A 20565-nucleotide genomic window follows, 5' to 3' on the forward strand; every position below is an offset into this window, starting at 1 on the left:
CTACCAATATTGAAACACTATATAAACGTTAGCCTGTATCAATCCATGAATAAAGCACTCAGCTGTTTTATTTCTATACAAACCAAATCTGAACGGAAACCTGTAATCAAATCCCTTCCACGGATAGTCGGAAAACCTCACATATATCTTATGCCGCTCCGGCCCGGGCGGCTGCAAGTTACCCTCCACCTCAACGCCTGGCCTAAACACTACTTTCAAATAAGGAAATCTGACTTGAGCAGCTGTATTCACTTCAGCAAGCGTTACCGTCGTCCGTCTAGAAATTCTTGCTTCTACTTCCAATCGCCGATCTGCAAGCTCAAGTGAACGCTCATCCATGCAGGAGTTTTTCGATGGAATACCCACCGACGTTTCCCAATCGCCAATATCTACGATTGTCTTCCGAATATTGATTTCATCCGAAAGCGTTTCAATTTGTTCGAACAAGTGAACAAATTCGGCGGAAACCGCTTTCACTAAACCACGCGTGTTAGATCCTTCGGCCCGTTTCGAATCCCAAGCCAGTCCGTCCGGTAGATGATCGACGAACAGTGCCGCCATCATCTCCAGATTTTCATTCTTTAACTCGAAGGTTGCCGAGTAATTCTCGGCATCGTAGTTCTCGGCATCGTAACCAATCGTCGTTTTCATTACGGGAAGTTCACACTGCCGACAACTGCCATTTGCCCTGGCAACGCCACGATGTCACCCCGTGGAGAAGCCAAGGTAAACGTTTCGAGCTTTTTCCCCGTTACGCCATCAACCGTGTTTTGGATTGCGCCGGAATACGCCAACACCGACACGCCTTGCTGAAAAACCACTTCATCTTCAAAAAAGGCTTTCAGGTGTTCGTTGATCGCCGTGCGCATGGTGGAGCTGTCGGGGACGATCTGCGAAAACTGGAAATTCACCGGCAGCAATGCTGGTGCCAAGGTGAAGACATCGGCTTCCACCGATTGCGCTGGCAGCCGCCCTTTCGTGATCACTGCCGTTTTGACGTCATCAAGCACCGACTGAGAAGGCAGCGGCGGCGGAGAGTCATCGGTTAGCACATAGACGGCCACTTGGCCCGGTGCAGGCATGAAGCCGGGCACACCCGGTGTTCCGCTTCCGGTGTGGCTCTCAGGTCTGATGACGAACACCCGCGTTACAGCCGGAACAGACAGCGCCGCCAGCTTTATTTGGTCCTCAGTGAACACCCCCTCCAGAATCGAGCGAGACAGGATCGTGCGCTCGCGAAGCTCATCACTTGACTCGATGTCCGCTCCGCCGCCGATGCCCCCGAACTGCGCAAAACCCTCCCCCACAGCCGCACCGCCGGGGAGATTGAACTCAGCTCCGGTCTTCTGGGCGATAACGGGCGCATTGGCGTAGATCGATGTCACCGAGATAGGACCTGTAGCCAGAGGTGGCGGCGCACCCAGCACCATAAAAGAGACTTTTCGAGCATCGATCACCACGACAGAATGGTTGCCGTTGTACTCAGCCTGATCGGCGCCCGTGACGGTGATCGTCATGCTGGTGGCCAAGGCGTGATCAGCCGGAAACTCGACGGTGGCGGTCGTGCCAGAGCGAGTGAACGAAACGATATAAAGAATGTTTTTTTCTACGGCGCACGCCTGCTGGGTTTCATAGTCACCATAGATTGTCCCTACGGCAATGATGTCTCCCACGGTGCCAGGAACACTGATGCGTCCCGACGCATGCGCTGCCGGTTTTGGCGTCAGCAGCTCATAACCCGCCCACATTTCAAGGTGTTCGCCCGTCGCTGTCTGCGGGAACGCCTGTAGCTCCAGATCGCGAATGGACATCTGAAGCGAATAGCTCAGCGCCGCAGCGCCTTTTATGAATCCGTTGGCCCACGAGCCAAATATGGTCGGATCGATATCGGGCAATTGCTCGCGTAATTCGCCGACACCGATTTGCACATACTGCTCAAAGGTCGGGTAGGTAATGGCCATCAGGAAAGTTTCCACTCAAGTGCATAGCGCTGTGTACTGGCGCCAATGACAAAATCAATCAACAAAGTCACTTTCGAAAGTGCAGGAATAACCGCAACTGTTATGTCGTCTGTTTTTTCATCATCGATGAACCAACGCAACGCCTCGTTCGCGGCATCTTTGATCGCTGCTACCGTTTTCGAAGTCATACGTGCCTGCGAGTACAGCCAAAGTGTCGAACCAATTTTCCGGCGCACTTCGCTTATGGCGTCGCCGATCCACCCTCGCCGATTGAGTGGATCCGGCACCTGAGAAGCATCAGCTCGCCCATCCGTGAACAGAGAAACAATGATCGCTGTTTCCATGGTTTGAACGCTGTCGATCTCAAGTCCCGACAGGCTCAAATCGTAGATGCCGTCTTCACCTTGAATCAGCTTTACATCTCTCATTCCATCGGTCCTACGTTGCCGCCTTCCGGATTGGCGTGGACATGCCCATTGACCACCACACCAGCCACTTTCAAAGTGCCGGTGATATCGGTGTCGCCGTTGATTACCGCATTGCCGTTAACGGTTGTATCACCATTCACCACCGCCCCTCTTGGTGCGTGCACAACAACGTCCGCCGTCGCCAAAACTTCGATCCCGCCAGCCTCTTTGAACAAAATCCGTGTTCCAGCAACGTCATTTCCGACATACATTTCTCCCGGCTTCAGCTCCAACTTGCGTAGCCAGGAGGCGTTGGGAATCCCCACAGCATCAGAGGCGCGGCCAGACATTGGCAGAACAACGAACACGGCCCCTGCTGGTGGCGATGAATGCATGCCATATGGAAGCAGCACGCCAATATCTTGAGGAGTTCCAAGATAAGAAACTGCGGCCTGTCGCTTTGCATCGACGTACTTCACGAGCTTCGCTAAAAAATTCACGTTACTCACCGCCTATATTGAAGAGATCGTCGTCTTTGTCTTTCTTGCGACGACGCGGCTTTCGTCGCTGCTCGACGCTGGCGAATGCATCGGGGGGAACCAATTCCAGAGAGGTTTTTTCGCCCTTCAGATCCGCCGAAATTTTTACCGACTTGATTAACATCTCACCGGAGATGCCGGCGAATACATCGGTCACAGTCGATAGCGTGCCGATCTGCCATGGCTCGTCCTTTTCGTTCAACGCACCGATGAGGCTGGCTGTGTACGTCGATCCCCGAGCGCGCCTGAGATTTGCCTCCTCGTGCGCTCGATCCGTGAGGCTGCCCATTCCCATGGATTCTTCTGTGATGATTTCGGTGATACGAGACACCCGTATTTCCGGATCAGTCGCAATGCCAAAGGATGAAATCGCCGAGTCCGGAACGGGCTCAGAAAAGATCGCCCCCCCCGAAGAACTGCTGGCCGCATTGGCTTGAGTTTTCAGCTTGTATTGATTGAAACGTTGGTCCGTACTCACGTTGATTTCGGATGTGATTACGTTGTTGAGCGAGCTGTCTTCAAAGTGATTCAGACTGCATCCCGAATGCTCGCCTGGAGCCCGATAGATAATGAGATCGCCAGTACTAGAGGAGATCAAATAGCACTGGGCAATTGCCGCGAATTCAACAAGAAAGTCCATGCACTTTTGCGTTTGCTTGCTGGTCTTCTGCGCCGTGTGTTTTTTCGTCGCATATCCGTGCGATTTGTCGATGACACGGATTGCAGGCCCGAGTGCTCGGATAACCATCTGGCACAGCTCAAGCAGCGAGAAACTGCCCGCGATCGACTTCACGCTGTCTGGCAAGGAACTGTCGACCAAGTCGCCCAACTTATCGCGGCCGGCGATATTTACGATGTGCCCAGCCGTGGACATGCTCACGCCGAGCTTCTCAATAAATCCATCCATGACGATGTGCGGACCGGAATAAATACGAACCGCCTGCCCTGCCCTGAAGGGAAAATTCACCGGTCCCGGATGTGAGGTGGTGAATTGAAACTGGGAACTGTTGGTGTCGAGCGAAGCTGACACGCTTGCGGTCTTCCATGTGTCCCAGGTATCGCCCTCAATCTGCACGCTAAGCATTTTCAGCGCCCCTGTAGACAACGACATCGCCACGCAAAGCCAATGAATCTTGGCCGAGGTTGAGCGCCCTCAAAGTCTGCACGGAATCATTCAGGCCAATTTCACCGTACAATCTGTACGCCAGCACAGGGGCTGCTACAGGCGTTTGAACGGTGATGCTCTCTGTTAGGTATTTGTTTTGTGCTTGCGCCTCCAGAACTGAGATCGTAGCCGCCACAACATCATTGACCGCGACCATCACCTCACCGCTAGAACTGATGGGATGGCCAGAGCGCATGATTGCGTTATAGGCCTCGCTTAGCGTTGCCCGGGCCTGAAGGATCTCCTCACGAGTATCAAACTCAGTCGCTGCCACCGCATTGTTGGCCAGTACCAAAGCCGCGACACGGTTGGCATCGACGATGGCAATTCGGCTCTCATTGGCCTCCCGGCGAATCCACGTCGTGGGCTCATGCAGTGCAATCGAGTAAGGCGCGCCGCTGTCACCGGTACCAAAGGTTTTCGCAAACCCGATAGCGGCACCGCTGGTTTTCTTCGCGTTGTCACTGGTGAAGTACGAGGCGAGTTGCCAAAGGCCTGGTGTCACGTCAGATGGCAAGAACATGGCGAGGCCGTAACCGGCCGGATTTTTCAGAAAGGACGTTGCTCGTCCGACGATATCGGACGCCAGCTTGATTGCATCGGCGGCATCGCTGGCCATCGTCATGACCTCGGAAATACCGGCCACAAACTCCGACGACTTGATCATGTCGATTTGTTCTTGAGCTGCGGCATAGGCAGAGTTCACCACGCCCTTCAGCTCGTTGTATTTGTCCTTGATCTTATCCAGCGCCGTTTTGGCCTTGGCCGAGACATCGGCTGGCGTTTTCTGCGGCTCCGGCTGCTGTATGGTGTTGTCCCCGTAGTAAAAATCAATCCGAAACTCAGCGCAACCAAGTTCACGCTGATCGACCTTGATACCAAACGGCGCAACGAAAGCCATGAACGAAGCGAAAAACGGAAGCACAAGTCTTCCTGGCCCCTTTTTTTTCAGTGCGACTGAGAGCTCACCAGTTTTTTCTACCCAATCTGGCCCACACACGAAAGCGGTGACCGTAATAATCGGTAGCACCTTGCCGACGTCTTCAATAAAACGTCGATCTGAGTTCGGATATTCATGGGGCGAGATGCGGCGCCCTATTCCTTTTGCCGATTCATCCCGCACAAGAAACTCTACACCGCGAAACGATGCTGGAAGCAGGTCAGATAGCGGATGTTTCACCTGGGCGCCAGGTTTCGCCGCACCGAGAATGAGGTCCTGCCCAGGTAACTTGAGACCGTTGTAGAAGCTCATTGCTTACCGCCTCGATTACTTCCAGTGTTCAACATCACTCCTGGTGCAAGATCTCGAGGATTCACTGATGCACCAAACCCTTCCGGCGCAGAAAGACTGATATCTATCATTGATTTAGCGCGATGCTGCCACGTTTGCTGCTGTTGCTGAAACGCCTCCTGCGCCGCCTGAGGAATAGGGCCAACATCTCTATTTATAGCGAGAAGATCCTGAGGGACGAACCCACCAGCTTTGTCTTGCCGACCAATTACTTCATCGCCAATCCCTACGGCCCCCAATGAGCTCCTGACGATTTCTTTCTGCGTTGCAGCGAAATCATTAAATGCACCTTTAAGTGCCGCAAGATCCCTATTAGCAATTGCCATGATGGTTTTGCCAATAAGAGCTAAGAGATTAACTACTGTACGCAGACTATTGATTGCGAGGGTTAATCCAACACCTAGGCCTTGCCCCAACATTTTCAGGAAGCCATCCATTGAGCCCTTTCCGCCGGTCACCGTATTAAAAAGCGCTGAGAACTCATTTACCAATGACTTAACGGCATGACGAAATTGAGCACTATGGTCCCAAGCAAGCTTTATTCCAGCCGCTACACCTGCGATGGCTATGACAGGCCAAGTAATCAGGCCAACAACAAACGCCAATGCAGAGAAAGCAGCAACAAGCCCGAGCACCGTCAGAGTAAACTTTGCAACCTCTGGATTTTTATCAACAAAGTCAGAAAGCTTTAGTATTGCTGTATTGACGAAATCTAAAAATCCGCCGCCAATCTTTGTATCAAATATTTTCGCTTTCAAGTCCTCCCATCGAGCGGAGAAAGCCTCCATTTTCGCCTGCATTGTTTTTAATCGAGCCGCAAATTCTTTGGCTTGCGAGCCTATGGCCTCGTTTGATCCTGCGAGCTTTAGAGCGTTATCGAGTTCATCCGCTCTTTTTAGAGCTTTTTCTATAACCCTCGCGTTCTCTACGCCAAAATGTTCCTCCATCATCAATAGTGCTTGGCGTTGATTTTTCGCATAAATCGGCGTCATTTTTGAAAGGTACAGTTGAAGGCCTGCTGCACCATCCTTCCTTGCTACGTCCCCGATCTGTCCTTTCATGGTCCTTAGTTTGCCAAGCGTGGCATTCAATGCAGTACCAGCGACCTCGGGCATCGGTTCAACGTTTGAAAAAAAGCCAGCAAGGGCCGTTTGCGTTTCCACTGAATAGCCACGCAAGGCCCCAGAAGCACGAGTAAGAACTCTGTACATCTTATCTGGAGATGTAACGGTTTTATCGGAGATATAGTTAACTTGATCAGCTAGCTTTTCCATATCCGGCATCGATATACCAAGTTGAGACTTTATCGAACCAATTAGCTCGCCAGCCTCAGCAAAATCAAATCCGGAAGCCACGGCTGTCATGCCGCTAAGTTTCGTGAAACGTTGCAAATCCTCCGTCGCTACACCAGCTTGAGAGGCACCAGCAGCCAGGTCCATTGCCGACTTGGTCGATATACCGAGAAACTTTGCAGTGCCTTCAGATTCTTTTTTGAATTTTTGAAGTCCTGCAGGATTCAGGTCAGTCAGTCGAGCAATATTGGATAACGATGATTCAAGACCTGCGCTCGCTTGATACATCTGCTTCAACGCAATAGCCGGGAAAACAAATCCTGCGGCTGCTTGCATGCCCTGCCCCATACCTCCAGCGCCACCGGCACCACCTGCCCTTCTACCTCCGCGAGCGCCTCCCGCAAATGGAAGGCCTGGCATTCGTGGCATGGCAGGCATCGGCGGAATCTTGATCTGCTTTTCCATCGTGCGCCGCATACGCTCCGCCTCAAGTGTTGTCTGTGCCAGGCTTGCCTTGAGGGATGAGAGGTTGTCGACGACTTTCTTGGTGCGATTAGCAGCCGAAGACACACCGGTAAGCGATGCAGCAATACGATCCGTCTGCTTGATGATCTCAGTGCTCGAACGTCGAGCAGCAGCAGCGATTTTCTCCAGCGGCTTGCTAAAGCGATCAACAATTTCGTATGCGTATGAAATGGAGTAAGACATCAACGCTTTCCCTTTGCCGCTTCAGCACGAAGTTTGTTATTGGCATTCACTTTGGCCACGACTGTCAGTAAATCTGAGTACGCAAGTCCCATTGCATACTCACAGCTGATAGCGCCATCACTTGCCATGGAGATATCTACACACGCTTCCAACCACTGTTCGGGAGTTAGCGCGAGAGCTTCCCGGAACGTGACAAAAAATCGAACATCATCTCGTCGATGTCTTCGGCGCTCATCATCGTGTTGACATGGAAGGAGGAAATCGGGATGCGGCCATCGATCGAGGCGAAGCCAGGCGCGGTCAGCAAGGCGATGAACTTTTCAGTCAGGACCTCGCCGTCACCATTGCCCATATAGAAGGCTAGGCGTGCAGCGGCAATGGAAGACTCACGCTCTTCAGCAACAGATTTCTTTTCGGCATCCTCAGGATCTGGACGCTCGCCACGTTCCTTCATGCTTTCAACCATCCGCATCACAGCGGCGGTGTAGATTGAATTGAGGCCGGACACCTTGGCCGCAACCTTGCCGGTCGGCTCGTTGAAGCAGATCAGAGAGCACTCAACGGTCTCGCCCTTTTCTGCAATTTGAAGAGGTTTGGTCAGGATAAAATCGAAGGACTTGCTCATTCGCGTCTCGCTAGATTGATTGGTTTGCGTTTATGCCTCGCGCACATGCGAAGGATTCACCGCACCAACCGAGCATCCCACTCGACGGGTAAGGTATTTCGGTGTTTCGACTCGTGAGTTATGCCATCTGATCGCCAGACCACTCGATCGAGATCTTCCCATCAGCCGCCGGCCCGCGCTCGACGGCGTTGGTGCAGCTCATGCCGGAGAAAGAGCGTGCCATAACTTCACCGCTGGCCAGCTGGTCACTGAACTGAATGACGTTGGTGCCGATCATTGACTTCCACTTAGCGATCTTCTTGTCCGCGTCGGCGGTGACGTAGATCTCGAACTTAACTTTACTAACCATCGACTCGGCGTCGAAGGTGTGTACGGAAACAGCTGATCCGCCACCAGTGCTCGCCGCACGCACTTTGATCTCGCCCTCACCGCCGTCATACGTAAGCGAGTTCGGAACGATGGCGATGGTCTCGTTATTGACGATGATCTGGGGAGTGGAAAACGCTTGCATTGACATAGTTTTCTACCTCACACCGCGAACGTGACGGACAGGTTGTAGTTGATTTCCCGCAGCTGCGTGACGATTGGCAGCGGCCCGGCGATGGCTACAGAACCACTTTCAAGATTGACCGCGACGACAGTGTTCTCAATGAACTCTTGTTCTGCATCTCGCCCAGCCTGCACAAGCGCCAGATCTGCAAGGTTGCGGTAAATGCGCTGAAGCTCCGCCGTGATGCTCGCCCGGTTGGCCATCTTCCTACCAGGTATGAGCGCGCCCAGTGTCAAACGACTTTGCGCGAAGGTCTGCTTCAGGTTTGACCAGAAGTACTCACGGCACACGCTGCCAGTGTCCAGGTATTCAAGAAATTTGAATGTGTTGCTGGCGTTCCCAGTCGTATCCGTTTTGTAGGTGGTGACGACCTCACCAATGATTGTCCGGCCGCCATATACACCTATCAGTGAGAAACCATCGTCCCGCAGCAGGCGTTGCTCACGACCGGAGAACGTCAAGCTTGGATTTGCTGTTGGAATTGCCGGCAGCGGCGTATTGAACAGTGGCAGCGATGCCAGGGATGGACCGCCAGTGGCATCAGCGCCCGCTGGAGCGACGACAAGGTCAACAACCTGAGCTCCGGTTGTCTGACGCCGAGAACGTGCCGCCATCAAGCGCACAGCCAACATGTCAGACGGATAAATAACCGCCGGACCAATGTGAGTTCCTGTCGACGCGACATTGTTACCGACCAGCACAAGTACGTGTGTATCGTTAGCTTGGGCCGCAGTACTGGCGTTCGCAAACGACGCATGTTTGCCAATGAATGCGACACCATCAGCCACGCCAACTGCTGCGTTGAATCGAGCAGTAAGAAGACTCACGACATCAGAGCGATTAGCGTACCAGGACTCCGGCCAACTGATGCCGGTGTAGCGGGTTTCACCAATCACATCGAGGAGGCCGACCGGATAAGCGACAGCAGCGCCACCCGCCCAGCCGGTCAGTGTTGCGACGATACCAGGTGCACTGCCTTCGATCGCTATTGCGTAGGCGTTTGGCCCAATGCCGACGTCCTTGGCGGTGATTGTGACCTTATCCGCGGTTGCAACTGCACCGACGAGGGAGCCGCGAAATTTCGACTCCAAGGCCGCGGCGACAGCAGCAGCGACTCCAGCGGCTGTATCGCCTACTACCACCGGCACCTCGGCGGCTCGACTGGCATCAGCGGCTTTCACAATCAATGTACCGGCTGATGTCGCGGCCCCCATAAATTCGATATCCGCTTTCGCAAATCCCGTCCCGGTCGTGGAAACGCTGATCACGTCGAACGGCACGACACCTTTCGAGGTATCGAGATAAGCCAGGATGCGTTCAGCGAGCTCACCGGAACCAAACTGATTCTTCAACTGGCCGACCGTCATCCGGTGGACATTCTGAAAATACCCGGAGCTCGTAACGCTCGGAGGGACGACACCAATCAGCAGATCCCGGCGACTGCCAATGGACTGCTCACTGGGCGTGGCCAGGAGCGATAGCGATACGCGAGGAAGACTGATTTCACTCATTGTCGGTGTCCTGTTCTTCTATTGGTTCTGGCGGCTGAGTTGCTTGCGGCGGCTGAGTTTTTTTTCGCTCAACGATCACAGCAAACGACTTATCGGCAAGCCGACGGCGCCAAAATGGATCGCTCGGAGTCTTTTCATCGACGGCGTCAACCTGAGTCGTCGCGCCGGGCTTGATCCCGTCTATGACCGCCTCTGATTTGTTCAGCAGCGTGATTTTCTGTTTCATTGGTCAAGCTCCGTCGTGAGTTTCATGACATCACTATCGATACCAAGGCCCATGTCTTGATAGATCCGTAGGAACGGCACGTCGTCGGGGTATTCCGTCCCGTTGATTCCGTTCTGCCAGGTGGTGACTGTGGGTGCCTGGAAGTCGTAAACATGCACGTAACGGGCATCATTCATCGGGCCAGGCCCATGGCTTTCGAACATAGATCGGATGGCTTGTGCCGATCCGGAGAACACCACGCCGGAAAATGCCGAGATCAGCTCTTTAGCAATTGCTCCATATGCGAGTTGCTGGGCTCCTGCGGCCCCAATGTCGTCTTTCGCGGGAATGAAGCACGCAAGGCTGAATCGTTGGATGACGGTCATCTGATTCATGTCTTGAGCTGTGGGCATTGCCAGCGTGTCACCCACTGAATGCTGATCACGTGAGGAGTCGACATCCCCCATGATAATGAACAGGAATGGGGGCTTTACTGCCATGCTGACCGTGCGCTGGGTATACAGCTCGGTTGCGCGGTCGATATCAGCCGCCACTGCAATATTCAAAGACCCCGAGGCGGCACAGGCTATAGCGGTCCCATCCGGCGGCACAGGAAGACCAGGACGCGGCTTGAGGACAATCTGATCCGCCGTGAACGAATCGATCTCCAGCAAACCAGACAGCGATGGAACACGCCCCCCGCCCATGCTGGTCCGGCACAAAAGCCGTGCATTCGTGAATTGATGACCGTCAGCGGCCAGATCCATTTTTCCGCCGATCATTTGCGCGCTGGTGATCGCAATTGAACGGCCATCAAATCGGGTGGTGATGGTCGCGAGCGCGCCGTAGGCATGCTGAATAAGTTCTTGTGGCGTAATCATTTGAGCGCTCTCATGGCTTTGCGGGTTTGCTGCGCCAGCAACTGACGAAGTTTCTCTTCAGCGAATAGACCTATCGCCCGGACATGTGGTCGCACCCGCATGCGCCGTGTCCCCTCCTCCAAAAACTTCCCGTAGTCGGCACGATCACCGAACTCCATTCGGTGATTATTTGACGTGTAGCCAACGGTTCGAGAAAGGCGGCCAGTTCGACGCGCAGGCGGTTCACCAGGTGCAGACGCAACATGTCGACGACCTCTGAACAGATAGGTGCGCCCTGTCCTTTTGCCCGTCGTAAGCAGCCTGTAAAGCCGGCGCTGTTGGTACTCACCGAACTCGCGTAGCGCTTTCCCATTCGCCTCTTCGATCAGCTGCGGCCGGCGCGCCAGGGCGTCGACTCGACGTTGTGCAGGTTTGGTGATCTTGATCCTCAGCATCACGCCTCCGAGGCCTTACCGATGCCACGGTAGTCGCACATGATCTTGATGCTTTCGCCGTCAAGGTCGACATCCTCCGCACTCAGCACCCGGAAGTTTTCGGCCTTTTTGTCGACTCGCAGGAACAGGTTTCCCTGCTGAAACTCAGCCATCAAAGGCGCGTCGTATCGAATCAGGATCGTGTGCGTCGGTGCGTCTGCAATGCTGACACCCGAATCAGTCGGATCAGGACGAAACGAATTCACCGAAGCCCAAATGTCCGACGTCAGCAGAGTGAATGTCTCAGGTGATTGCGATATTGAATCAGGATCGATCCCGCCCAGAGATCGGGCATACAGATCGATCGTATGAGTGAGGTCACTGGCCTTCAGGCATGATTTTTTCTTGCAGCCGGCCATATCAAAACACCCTGCTGATACGATGTTTTCTGAGCTGCTTCAACGCCGCCTCTTCCACCCCGGCGCCACAGTCACATCCGCCCCGCCTGCTGAATTCGACGGCGCACAGATCCAGAATTGCTAGGCGAATGTCAGCCGGTACATCCCCAACCGTTTTATAGCCAGCATTCAGCGTCACTTGAAGTGGATCGCGGATGTGCTGATTCGGTTGCTCGGTAACCGCCAGTAGCGTCAGCTGACATTGCTGATGTACGGGCTCAGCAATCCATGCTGAAGATGGAATGTCCGCCGTCCCGGTCTCCGTAAGCATCTTTACGGTGACAATCCCATCCACAAAGAACGGCGCAGGAGCCAACCGCTGTGACAGGCACAGCGGTGCAGAGACGGTAATCTCCCGCTCGTTCAATGTTCGGTTGGTCGCCTGCTCAGCCGTGCCAATACAACCGACCCGAATCATCTCAAGCGTCACGTCATCAGCTATCGATGAGACTTTCAGATATGCCTTGACCTCGGCGAGCGTAACGACCTCGAAAATCATTGAGCTCCCTGCGGCTTGCCTTCGGGAGCGGCGCCTTTCGGAGCGTCTTTGCCTGGCTCCGGAGCCGTTTTCGGTTTGCCTGCATCAGCGACTTTGGAGTCCGGCGCGTTCCACTCAGCCCACCCCGAATCGACGAGGAGCTCGTTTTCAGCTGGACCGAAATCGCGAACCTCCCCCTTCTTCACTTTGGTCAGCTCAAAGCCCCCAACCGCCCATGTACCAGACTTCTTGATCTCGATCTTGCTCATCACGCCACCGGTGCATTAGCAGAACTAGAGAGAATCACATGCATCGCATCAGGCGCTGCGCTCGGCGTCAGAAAGAGATACTGCTTCGCGCCCAGGTAGCCGATCTTCACCACGGAATTAGCGCCGTCGAGGCTTGCTGGCATGCCGATCAACTGATGTTCAGGAACAACCGCCGCGTCAGCAAATACGGTTGTGCTCCCTTCCTTTACAGTGAAGGTAATAGCAGCCGCAGGATCAGCGATGGCACTGGCTATGAGCAGCACCGAGCCGAAGCCAGAAAGGTCAATCGCAGTATCAGCGGTGACAACGGCGACCTTTGCATCATGAAAAAGATTGTGCATCGCAAACCCTCTTGCTTACGGCTTGATTTTGAGCAGCTTGAACGCTTCTTTCAGCGTTACTTGCCCATGGTTGTAGCGGTGGAAGGTCAGCTCGACGATTGCCGCTTTCTTGCCGGTGAGGTTGTCGCGGATAACTTCGGTACCAGTACGATCGATGATCGTGTAACCACGACGGAAGTCTTGGAAAGAAAGCGGTATTGCGTTAGCAGCGATATCCGGCATGTCTTCCATGAGGATGTAATTGAAGCCGGCGATCTGATTGGGAATCTGACCATTGAGACCTGGCTGGAAGATATAGTGACCGTCTGTGCCTTTCAGCAGACGAATCTCCGCAAGGGTGCGCCGATTGAGTGCGAATACCGGGTTGTATCCAACCTTCAAGTCACCAGTGAGGCGAATGATGTCATCGCCATCGAGCTTGCCAGAGGCGCCGGAAATTCGCGCATCATCCTGAAGGCCAGCTGCGACGGAGAGATAACCCATAGGCTTTTTGACGCCATCCCCAAGAACGAAATTTCGCCCTTCGGCGAACGCGAAAGCCTCCGATACGTCCGCCATGACTTCGCTTTCAAAATCGAAAGCTGTGTCGAGCAGGAGATCGGTGGTCATTGGAATGGTGGTGGTGAGACGATGCACAGTCAGCGACGCACTACCGTACTTGGATTGCGATTCGTCACCGTCCTCGGCTTCACCTTCATAGGACGCTTTTGGGATACCCGTGCGCACTGGCGCTTGCAGTGTCTTCCGAGAAACAGTGCGAACACGAGCGACAGAACGAATCGGGGAAATTTCTGTGATCCCCTTGATGATCACGTTATCCAGCTCTGGTGTGGTCAGGTAGCCGCCATCAGGTCCGGAATCAGAGCGCATCAGGATGCTTTTCTGTTCCGTATCCATGTCGTCAGTGCCACGACTTACATAGGCGGCGATAGCCTTGTACTCGGGACTTTCTTTGTAGTCACGACCGGTGCCAGGACCACCTTTGCGTGAGAGCTCCATTTCCAGCGCATCGAGACGCTCAGCGGCTTCGGCAGATGATTTCTTGGCAGCTTCGAGGTCGGAAGTAAGGCGCTGACTTTTTTCCTCTTGATCGGAAAAAAGCTTTTCTGCCTTCGCAGCCATCGTCTTCGTTTCGGCATGCTGGGCGCCAAGGCGCTCGGTGGTGGCACGAAGCTCGTTCAGAACTTCTTCGATATTGTCGGACATTTCCCGCCTCGCAAATTGATTGGACTGTTCGCTGATCTCAGCAGGACGTCTCAACAGCTCGCATCTCACGGCTATCAATCAGTCCACAGCACCAACCGGGCATCCCACGCGACGGGCACAGTGTTACGTTAAAACTACAAAACGCACATTAAGTGCGATCAACTATATTTTTTAGCGAACCAACAACAGACTTAAGACCTGCCGCCAACTCCGCCTGACCATTATTTTCTTTAACTTTAATCTTTGCAACAAGCAGTTTAGCTGTTTTACGACTAAACGAAACACCTTCACAAAACTGTCGCTCCAAATCGCGCTCACTGAATAACTCAAGATCATCGATGCGGAATGATTTACCAGCGAGCGGCGGCTCTAGATCCATGCGCTTATAATAAGCATTAATGCTTTCTACAACCGATTTCTGTTCATCCTCTGGAACATCAACACCGCCATATGCCCCAGCAATAGTTGCAGCAGCGGCGAATACAGCTTTCGGAACAACTTTTGGTTCGCCGTCAACGATGTCAACGAATGGCAATTTGCAGCCCTTGAAATCAGAAGCCGACTCATCAGACCAAAGAAAGCATGTTTTATATTTCTTGTTCGGCGCGTCACTCGCACCTGACCATTCCCGCAAGCGTAGCTCAGCCGCTTTACTATCCCACCGCGTATCACGCGCAGCAGTCGGGAATTCTTGAATTGCAGCAGACTTAACGCCTGTGATTCGAGATTGCGAATTTGCTGGCATAACGCACAAAGAGCCTTCAAACAAGGTGCATGACTTGATCAGTCTGATATGCTCGCGATATGCGACCTCATCCGCGTAATAACCAATGCTCATCCCTGAGATAGAGCCGCACTTGATCTGCGGAACCATGCGCTCGGTCACAAACCGGTCCGCCTTCGGCAGTTTGGCTTTGACGAACAGCCCGTAACTGTCTTCGCGCATCTCGGTAAAGACGCCGACCGGCTCGGTATGGTCATGACTGAACAGCGTCGGCAGCTTATAGCCGGAAGACTCCCACGCCATCAGAGACTTTGTGAAAGCTCCTGGCTCAACAACGTCATCCCAGTAGTCGACGTTGCCAAATACCGCCAGATAGCCAGACACCTCAAAAAAATCATCATCTTCAGAAAACGCTTTTCGCTCAAGCCGGATAAAGGCTTTTACCTCATTGGCCATTATTTTCTACCCTCGGTGTAAATAGCCATGCAGCGGCAATGAATGATTTCTTTTACTGGAGCGCCAAGACTGTAATCGGCTGGAAACCTCATCTGGTAACCACCGACAGTGAACGTCGCGTCAAAATCAACTTCTTGCATGTTGGCCAGAACGTGTGTAGCCCTAACTATACCGTCATTCATCGTAACCCACGTCTTTTTATGAAGAGTGGCAGCCTCGGCGGTATGAAACTTGGAGCTTTCAGAACTTGCTGTTGTTTCTGTTATCGCGCCAGTTTCAGCCCGCGATTTAAAAGTTCGACTTACCTGGGCGTAGGCAGCTCGCGCAACTGATCTCCGACTTGAATCCTCAGCAGCTTCAACTAGCTCTTTAGTGGCCAAGACAATCGCCGCAATAACATTTTTCTGGGTAGTAGCAGATATTTGCTGGGATGATTCCTTGGCTCGCTCATCAAGCCATTGTGGAAACAAACTTTCATTCAGGTCAGACAGGCCGAAGGTTTCGCCAACTTTTGCCCCATGGCTACGCAATACCCCTTCGAGAGCCTCTATTAAGCGTTCCGGCACCGTTGGGGTTGCGTCTTTTACGTAGCCCAGCAACGCGGCTTTCGAAGCCTTCTCGAAGTACAACAGTAGCAACGCATAAAGATCCTTTTCTAGCTCGTTGCGCGTCTCGCCTTCCGCTCGGGCGGCCGCCTCAATTTCTATCGGGCTCATGTCTTCAGATCAAAGACAGTTTCGTTATCAGTGGTAAAAATATCCGTGCCCACTGGTACGAGCGTCGACGGCTGATAGAGCGCGTCGCCGCCTTCAATTGGCTCGCGCCCTGGTATCTCTGCCCTAAGCTCGTTGATTGTCTCGACACCGATTTTCTTGCGTTTCTCTAACACTTCAATCATTCGGTCATACAACGGCGCAATAGACTGTTCATCATATCCAAGTACATATTCGGCAGGATCGATTCCGTATCGAGGTAACAAAACGCGGGAGAGGCCTGCGAGCAATGTTCGGGCAAGTGGTAACACGGCTCTGTCATATAGCTGGAAAACTGATTGACGCATGTTGTCGTAGGTCGCCGCATCTTGGCGTACCAGAGGAAGAGGGATTTTAAAGCGTGTGTAAATAGCATCACCAGAAGCTCGGTCGAGAACAGAGAAATCCATATCCACTTTTCCTTTTGCAGCCTCCTTGATTTCTAAATCACCAGACTGGATCACGGAAATTTTCCCAGCGTTGCCAGAGCCTGAAAAGTCCTCGTGAATCCGTTCACGCCTCGCATTCATCTCTTCTTCTCCGACGCTATCTTTGAACAGAAACACCAAAGAGAGCCGGCCGCCGTTGCTCAAAACGCCGAGATTGTGTTGACGGCTTAATACCGATTGCCTGGCATCCATCGCACAAGCGTTCAACGGGCTATCTGGATCTGCACCAGAACGACTGGCATAGCCTTGAATCAACCCAACCTCACGCATCGCGCCATCCAAATAGCGAACGCGATTTCTCTTTTCCTCACGGAGGTATACGCCCTGAATAGGTCCAGACGTGACATGGATCAGACGGGCAAAACCATCGTTCTGATCATACTGCGAAGATGTCGCCCCAGCGCGAACGGCAAATAGTTCAAGCGGAGGCCGGTTAATGTTTCCAGATAAAGTAACTTTTGCAGATGCGGTAAGCAGGTAGGAACGCGCAAGCGTACCAATAACTTGTTCGAACGACTCAAATCCATTTGGCCCTAGGAGTAGCGAAACAACATCATGCGCGGAGTCAATCTTTTTATCCGACTTCCTGATCAATACGGGAGTTAGCTTCTCCACCTCCCCTGCTATCATCTCAACAGAAACTGCAACCGGGCCAACTGTCTTATAAAAATTGACTGCCTGACCGGGGGTTATGTCGCTAGACAAAAGAAAATCAGCAAGCGCACCACGCACGGGACTGGCTACCGTTTTCTCAGCCGAAGGTTTTGTAGCCTTTCTGCCGAGCGTTAAACCAAAGATATTCATCAGCCCATCCAGAAGGTAGATTTTTTCGCAATTTTGTTAAAGCAGCCGCTAGCCGCGTCAATCTGATCTTTGTATTTGCCATTTGGAAATGTCTTATGCTCGTCGATAAACAATTTATTCCAATGGCCTTTGACCAGCTTAATATTTTCCGCTTCAACTTGCACGGCATAGGGCTCTGCTCGAACTGCTTTATCACCGGTTGCGCGCTCTGATCTAATGTTATATCCCGCCAATCTCATTATGGTCCCTTCTGCGGACTCTTTACCGCCTGAACCAGGCTCTTGCTCAATCCAGATATCGCAGCGAGTACTATCTGTTTCAGCTGTTTGTTTAATAGTCTTTTCCCGAGTAGTTGCACCCCATTGACCGCGTACAACATCCAACACGTACCAGAGACCATCTTTGCTGCGACCCATCTTTACGCCGGCGGTGTACGCCCCGCCACCTTCAGTGCCTGCCTTGTCCCAGTAACGCGTGACCGAAATCAGGGGCGGAGCTGCCTCGACGATCTCCAGTTTTTCCCACTCGAAGAATCCGCCTTTGCGGGGTGCTGGACGTTGCTGATTTTGGCCTGCGTGACCATAGGTCCCGAGCAGCTTTTTATCGCGTTCGACGACCTCCAAGGGGAAGCGATCAGGAAAGAGCAGCTCGCCGTCATAGGTGCGCTTATCGGCTACGCCAAGGCTTGTGACGCACCTGCGCTCTGGCTCGAACTCCATAGGCAACATGAGATGCTCATAGCCGAAGTCTTCTTCAAGGATCAGACCGGAAACATCAGACTCGTGCAGTCGCTGCATGACGACCACGATTGCGGAAGAAATCGGGTTGTTAAGTCGGGTTGGCAATGTCTCGCGGAACACGTCGAGAGCTGTCGCACGATCGGCCTCGCTCTTGGCTCCTTCCACGCTGTGGGGGTCATCCCATGTCACCCTATCCCCACGGCGACCTGTCATGCTCGCAACAGCGCACGCCTGACGAAACCCCGTGCTAGCGTTTTCGTAAAAGGTCTTCTCGTTCTGGTCGCCCATCAAGTGGACGCCCCATCGCTCCTGGTACCAATCAGAGGTAACCAGCCGGCGCATTTTCACCGTGTCGCGGATAGCGAGCTTCTGCTCATGACTCGCGCCGATGAAGCGCATATGTGGCATTGCCTTTGGCCCCCATTCCCATGCAGGCCAGAAAACACCGATCAACATTGATTTCATAGTGCCTGGGGGAATGTTGACCAACAGGCGGTTGAAGTCGCCTCGGGTTACGGCTTCAAGGTGCTCGCAAACGACGTCGACGTGCCATCCATGGATATACGGCTGCCCCGGCTCAAGAACATGCCAGGCCTCACGTACAAAACAGGACAGGGAACGACGGCAGGCCTCTTGCTCCAGCGAGATGCGATCAATTTGAAGTGCGAGCATTCATCAGAGCCTCAATCACTTCATCAGGCAGCTGAGTCAGATCGACGCCGCCATGCTGAATCGGCCCGCCACCTTTGCCGGTGTGCTCGACCTTAACCGGCGCCGCGATGTCGAAAGCCTCACGCTCCAGGCTGATCAGAATTTTCAGCGTCTCGGAAAGCTTCTTGGCTGAATCGATCCGCGATGGCAATGCGATGACCTTCCGATACATGTCGTTCAGTCGATCGACTCCCTTGTCGTCGGGCTTTTCCATTAGCTCAGCCAGTTTCTCGAATAATTCACCGCTGCCTGTCTGCTGCTCAAGCTCAAGTAGCAGGCTCGAAATGAGCGCACGATAACGAGTGATGTTCGACCGATGAGAGAGCTTTACCTGCACCATCGCTTCGGCACAGACGCGGATGGTATCCAGCACCGAAAGGGACATTTCTTTGGATACCAGATTGGATACCGAATCATCACTGGGATGGCTTGTGATGCCCGCCCCACCGACTCCGGAGGTATTAGTATCCAAATCTGAATTGTCAAATTTGTTGGATACCAAGCTGGACACCAACTCCTTGGATACCAGCTCATCAGCCTTTGATCTAATCCTTTCAGCAAGGTCACGTGTCCATCCGTCACGCTTTGCCCGCTTATTAATCGCGCCGTGAGTTACATCGTGCTGTGCAGCGATTTCCCGAAGCGTGAATAGTCCCGCCCGGTAATCAAGCTCTATTCGCTCCCAGTCGATGTATTTCTTCTTGCTCACTCAATCGACTCCCGCTCACTCAGTATTTCCGTACAGTCATCCAACAGATCGAGCTGGCGTCCGTACTTCACTTCGAATCGGCGTTTCCACGGATGGACCGCTATCAGGCCCGGTGCGCCGGTGCCGTCTTGATGGTGTCCCGCGCACAACGGCAAAACCTTCTCGTGGGCGCCCGCCTTCGTGCGGCCATCAATGTGGTGGATGCTGACCATCATATTGCGGATACCGTCTGCACGGCAGGCAATGCAGCCCACCTCATTGGCTAAGCGGTCGTGCAGGTGTTTCTCTGCTGCTGATCGTGTGCGGCCTTTCATGCATAACCGCCAATCATTTCAGCTGCAACCATTGCTTCTGCCTCGGACTGGAAATGCGCAGACAGTACCAGCCGCCAACATGCATTGAAGACGTCGCGGTAAACCGGCTCGAATTTGGTGTCGTCCATCTCAGCCCAACTGATGGACTTGGCCTCTTTGCGGATTCCATCAGGCGTGTGCACCAGGTGGAAGTGACCGGCCTCGATCGTTACCCATTCGCGGAAAGCTTCGCGGCTTTTGTCGACTACGGGATATCGCTCCGTGCGAGCGAGCTTGAGGCCGTCAACATAAGCAGCCACCGCATTGGATAGCTGCCCTGGCCTGCCATTTTGCGCCTCGAAGAATTTGGCCAGTCCTAGGATGCCGCGCATCTCCTGCCGGGGGACAAGGCCGCCTGCTGGCTCCCAGTATTCCCACGCAAGATCAAGCATCGAGAAGAACTTGCGGTGGAACTTGGCGTTGCGCATTTTTGTAAATTTGCCGTGAATCACTTGGCCAAGCTTCCACTTCTGGACGATCTCACGATCTGCCTCATTGGCTGGTACTAATCCTTGTGCTGTTCGGATTAGCGCGATTTCAGCCATGGCAAATCCTCCTCGCCCGCAT

25 protein-coding genes are annotated in these 20565 nt (G+C 53.3%); all 25 read right to left on the reverse strand.

Features of this window, described 5'->3' with window-relative positions; all coding sequences use genetic code 11:
* The 25 genes from EAH78_RS18230 to EAH78_RS18350 all read right to left on the reverse strand — a co-directional run bounded on the left by EAH78_RS18230 (position 1) and on the right by EAH78_RS18350 (position 20543).
* Positions 1–651 (reverse strand): DUF2313 domain-containing protein, encoded by a 651-nt coding sequence (locus tag EAH78_RS18230; protein ID WP_140668742.1) that lies wholly within the window; start codon positions 649–651, stop codon positions 1–3.
* Positions 651–1961: a baseplate J/gp47 family protein gene (locus EAH78_RS18235; RefSeq protein WP_140668743.1), complete on the reverse strand. Its 1311-nt coding sequence runs from the start codon at positions 1959–1961 to the stop codon at positions 651–653. The genes EAH78_RS18230 and EAH78_RS18235 overlap by 1 nt, the downstream gene beginning before the upstream one ends.
* Positions 1961–2389, reverse strand: a complete 429-nt coding sequence (locus tag EAH78_RS18240; RefSeq protein WP_140668744.1) for a phage GP46 family protein — start codon at positions 2387–2389, stop codon at positions 1961–1963. The genes EAH78_RS18235 and EAH78_RS18240 overlap by 1 nt, the downstream gene beginning before the upstream one ends.
* A complete protein-coding gene (locus tag EAH78_RS18245) occupies positions 2386–2868 on the reverse strand; it encodes a phage baseplate assembly protein domain-containing protein (protein WP_161599690.1) in 483 nt (160 codons plus the stop codon). Before EAH78_RS18245 ends, EAH78_RS18240 begins: the two co-directional genes overlap by 4 nt.
* 1 nt (position 2869) lies before the next feature.
* Positions 2870–3991, reverse strand: a complete 1122-nt coding sequence (locus EAH78_RS18250) for a phage baseplate assembly protein (RefSeq protein ID WP_140668746.1) — start codon at positions 3989–3991, stop codon at positions 2870–2872.
* Complete coding sequence (locus EAH78_RS18255; protein WP_140668747.1) at positions 3984–5324, reverse strand: DNA circularization N-terminal domain-containing protein; 1341 nt, start codon at positions 5322–5324, stop codon at positions 3984–3986. Before EAH78_RS18255 ends, EAH78_RS18250 begins: the two co-directional genes overlap by 8 nt.
* Positions 5321–7363 carry a phage tail tape measure protein gene (locus EAH78_RS18260; protein WP_140668748.1) on the reverse strand — a complete coding sequence of 681 codons (2043 nt, stop codon included), beginning with the start codon at positions 7361–7363 and terminating at the stop codon, positions 5321–5323. The genes EAH78_RS18255 and EAH78_RS18260 overlap by 4 nt, the downstream gene beginning before the upstream one ends.
* 166 nt (positions 7364–7529) lie before the next feature.
* Positions 7530–7988, reverse strand: a complete 459-nt coding sequence (locus EAH78_RS18265; protein ID WP_140668749.1) for a hypothetical protein — start codon at positions 7986–7988, stop codon at positions 7530–7532.
* Between the two features lie 118 nt (positions 7989–8106).
* Complete coding sequence (locus EAH78_RS18270; protein ID WP_140668750.1) at positions 8107–8505, reverse strand: hypothetical protein; 399 nt, start codon at positions 8503–8505, stop codon at positions 8107–8109.
* A gap of 11 nt (positions 8506–8516) precedes the next feature.
* Positions 8517–10049 (reverse strand): hypothetical protein, encoded by a 1533-nt coding sequence (locus tag EAH78_RS18275; protein WP_140668751.1) that lies wholly within the window; start codon positions 10047–10049, stop codon positions 8517–8519.
* Entirely contained in the window at positions 10042–10275 is a 234-nt protein-coding gene (locus EAH78_RS18280; protein ID WP_140668752.1) for a hypothetical protein, read from the reverse strand. Before EAH78_RS18280 ends, EAH78_RS18275 begins: the two co-directional genes overlap by 8 nt.
* Entirely contained in the window at positions 10272–11135 is an 864-nt protein-coding gene (locus tag EAH78_RS18285) for a hypothetical protein (protein WP_140668753.1), read from the reverse strand. Before EAH78_RS18285 ends, EAH78_RS18280 begins: the two co-directional genes overlap by 4 nt.
* Positions 11132–11569 (reverse strand): hypothetical protein, encoded by a 438-nt coding sequence (locus EAH78_RS18290; RefSeq protein ID WP_140668754.1) that lies wholly within the window; start codon positions 11567–11569, stop codon positions 11132–11134. Before EAH78_RS18290 ends, EAH78_RS18285 begins: the two co-directional genes overlap by 4 nt.
* Positions 11569–11967 (reverse strand): hypothetical protein, encoded by a 399-nt coding sequence (locus EAH78_RS18295; protein WP_140668755.1) that lies wholly within the window; start codon positions 11965–11967, stop codon positions 11569–11571. The genes EAH78_RS18290 and EAH78_RS18295 overlap by 1 nt, the downstream gene beginning before the upstream one ends.
* A 1-nt stretch (position 11968) precedes the next feature.
* Entirely contained in the window at positions 11969–12505 is a 537-nt protein-coding gene (locus tag EAH78_RS18300; RefSeq protein WP_140668756.1) for a hypothetical protein, read from the reverse strand.
* The gene (locus tag EAH78_RS18305) at positions 12502–12753 is read right to left on the reverse strand and encodes a hypothetical protein (RefSeq protein WP_140668757.1); all 252 of its coding nucleotides are present in this window, start codon (positions 12751–12753) and stop codon (positions 12502–12504) included. Before EAH78_RS18305 ends, EAH78_RS18300 begins: the two co-directional genes overlap by 4 nt.
* Positions 12753–13094 carry a hypothetical protein gene (locus tag EAH78_RS18310; protein ID WP_140668758.1) on the reverse strand — a complete coding sequence of 114 codons (342 nt, stop codon included), beginning with the start codon at positions 13092–13094 and terminating at the stop codon, positions 12753–12755. Before EAH78_RS18310 ends, EAH78_RS18305 begins: the two co-directional genes overlap by 1 nt.
* Before the next feature lie 15 nt (positions 13095–13109).
* Positions 13110–14300, reverse strand: coding sequence for a phage major capsid protein (locus EAH78_RS18315; RefSeq protein WP_140668759.1), 1191 nt, complete (start codon positions 14298–14300; stop codon positions 13110–13112).
* A gap of 148 nt (positions 14301–14448) precedes the next feature.
* Positions 14449–15480, reverse strand: a complete 1032-nt coding sequence (locus EAH78_RS18320; protein WP_140668760.1) for an HK97 family phage prohead protease — start codon at positions 15478–15480, stop codon at positions 14449–14451.
* Positions 15480–16196: a hypothetical protein gene (locus EAH78_RS18325; RefSeq protein ID WP_140668761.1), complete on the reverse strand. Its 717-nt coding sequence runs from the start codon at positions 16194–16196 to the stop codon at positions 15480–15482. The genes EAH78_RS18320 and EAH78_RS18325 overlap by 1 nt, the downstream gene beginning before the upstream one ends.
* A complete protein-coding gene (locus tag EAH78_RS18330; protein ID WP_140668762.1) occupies positions 16193–17485 on the reverse strand; it encodes a phage portal protein in 1293 nt (430 codons plus the stop codon). The genes EAH78_RS18325 and EAH78_RS18330 overlap by 4 nt, the downstream gene beginning before the upstream one ends.
* Positions 17485–18897 carry a phage terminase large subunit gene (gene terL / locus EAH78_RS18335; protein WP_140668763.1) on the reverse strand — a complete coding sequence of 471 codons (1413 nt, stop codon included), beginning with the start codon at positions 18895–18897 and terminating at the stop codon, positions 17485–17487. Before terL ends, EAH78_RS18330 begins: the two co-directional genes overlap by 1 nt.
* Complete coding sequence (locus EAH78_RS18340; protein WP_140668764.1) at positions 18878–19645, reverse strand: hypothetical protein; 768 nt, start codon at positions 19643–19645, stop codon at positions 18878–18880. Before EAH78_RS18340 ends, terL begins: the two co-directional genes overlap by 20 nt.
* A complete protein-coding gene (locus tag EAH78_RS18345; RefSeq protein WP_140668765.1) occupies positions 19642–19959 on the reverse strand; it encodes a Ref family recombination enhancement nuclease in 318 nt (105 codons plus the stop codon). Before EAH78_RS18345 ends, EAH78_RS18340 begins: the two co-directional genes overlap by 4 nt.
* A complete protein-coding gene (locus EAH78_RS18350; protein ID WP_140668766.1) occupies positions 19956–20543 on the reverse strand; it encodes a DUF1367 family protein in 588 nt (195 codons plus the stop codon). Before EAH78_RS18350 ends, EAH78_RS18345 begins: the two co-directional genes overlap by 4 nt.
* Positions 20544–20565: the final 22 nt, after the last annotated feature.

Source organism: Pseudomonas arsenicoxydans, from assembly GCF_006438915.1.
Taxonomy (GTDB): Bacteria; Pseudomonadota; Gammaproteobacteria; order Pseudomonadales; family Pseudomonadaceae; genus Aquipseudomonas; species Aquipseudomonas arsenicoxydans_A.

What these genes read in the sequence shown, in the direction of transcription:
- EAH78_RS18250 (WP_140668746.1), bottom strand. Translation starts at nt 3,991, where the DNA reads ATGCTTAGCGTGCAGATTGAGGGCGATACCTGGGACACATGGAAGACC.
- EAH78_RS18285 (WP_140668753.1), bottom strand. Translation starts at nt 11,135, where the DNA reads ATGATTACGCCACAAGAACTTATTCAGCATGCCTACGGCGCGCTCGCG.
- EAH78_RS18280 (WP_140668752.1), bottom strand. Translation starts at nt 10,275, where the DNA reads ATGAAACAGAAAATCACGCTGCTGAACAAATCAGAGGCGGTCATAGAC.
- EAH78_RS18255 (WP_140668747.1), bottom strand. Translation starts at nt 5,324, where the DNA reads ATGAGCTTCTACAACGGTCTCAAGTTACCTGGGCAGGACCTCATTCTC.
- EAH78_RS18270 (WP_140668750.1), bottom strand. Translation starts at nt 8,505, where the DNA reads ATGTCAATGCAAGCGTTTTCCACTCCCCAGATCATCGTCAATAACGAG.
- EAH78_RS18290 (WP_140668754.1), bottom strand. Translation starts at nt 11,569, where the DNA reads ATGCTGAGGATCAAGATCACCAAACCTGCACAACGTCGAGTCGACGCC.
- EAH78_RS18310 (WP_140668758.1), bottom strand. Translation starts at nt 13,094, where the DNA reads ATGCACAATCTTTTTCATGATGCAAAGGTCGCCGTTGTCACCGCTGAT.
- EAH78_RS18260 (WP_140668748.1), bottom strand. Translation starts at nt 7,363, where the DNA reads ATGTCTTACTCCATTTCATACGCATACGAAATTGTTGATCGCTTTAGC.
- EAH78_RS18300 (WP_140668756.1), bottom strand. Translation starts at nt 12,505, where the DNA reads ATGATTTTCGAGGTCGTTACGCTCGCCGAGGTCAAGGCATATCTGAAA.
- EAH78_RS18315 (WP_140668759.1), bottom strand. Translation starts at nt 14,300, where the DNA reads ATGTCCGACAATATCGAAGAAGTTCTGAACGAGCTTCGTGCCACCACC.
- EAH78_RS18265 (WP_140668749.1), bottom strand. Translation starts at nt 7,988, where the DNA reads ATGAGCAAGTCCTTCGATTTTATCCTGACCAAACCTCTTCAAATTGCA.
- EAH78_RS18240 (WP_140668744.1), bottom strand. Translation starts at nt 2,389, where the DNA reads ATGAGAGATGTAAAGCTGATTCAAGGTGAAGACGGCATCTACGATTTG.
- EAH78_RS18275 (WP_140668751.1), bottom strand. Translation starts at nt 10,049, where the DNA reads ATGAGTGAAATCAGTCTTCCTCGCGTATCGCTATCGCTCCTGGCCACG.
- EAH78_RS18345 (WP_140668765.1), bottom strand. Translation starts at nt 19,959, where the DNA reads ATGAAAGGCCGCACACGATCAGCAGCAGAGAAACACCTGCACGACCGC.
- EAH78_RS18330 (WP_140668762.1), bottom strand. Translation starts at nt 17,485, where the DNA reads ATGAATATCTTTGGTTTAACGCTCGGCAGAAAGGCTACAAAACCTTCG.
- EAH78_RS18305 (WP_140668757.1), bottom strand. Translation starts at nt 12,753, where the DNA reads ATGAGCAAGATCGAGATCAAGAAGTCTGGTACATGGGCGGTTGGGGGC.
- terL (WP_140668763.1), bottom strand. Translation starts at nt 18,897, where the DNA reads ATGCTCGCACTTCAAATTGATCGCATCTCGCTGGAGCAAGAGGCCTGC.
- EAH78_RS18235 (WP_140668743.1), bottom strand. Translation starts at nt 1,961, where the DNA reads ATGGCCATTACCTACCCGACCTTTGAGCAGTATGTGCAAATCGGTGTC.
- EAH78_RS18320 (WP_140668760.1), bottom strand. Translation starts at nt 15,480, where the DNA reads ATGGCCAATGAGGTAAAAGCCTTTATCCGGCTTGAGCGAAAAGCGTTT.
- EAH78_RS18230 (WP_140668742.1), bottom strand. Translation starts at nt 651, where the DNA reads ATGAAAACGACGATTGGTTACGATGCCGAGAACTACGATGCCGAGAAT.
- EAH78_RS18325 (WP_140668761.1), bottom strand. Translation starts at nt 16,196, where the DNA reads ATGAGCCCGATAGAAATTGAGGCGGCCGCCCGAGCGGAAGGCGAGACG.
- EAH78_RS18350 (WP_140668766.1), bottom strand. Translation starts at nt 20,543, where the DNA reads ATGGCTGAAATCGCGCTAATCCGAACAGCACAAGGATTAGTACCAGCC.
- EAH78_RS18295 (WP_140668755.1), bottom strand. Translation starts at nt 11,967, where the DNA reads ATGGCCGGCTGCAAGAAAAAATCATGCCTGAAGGCCAGTGACCTCACT.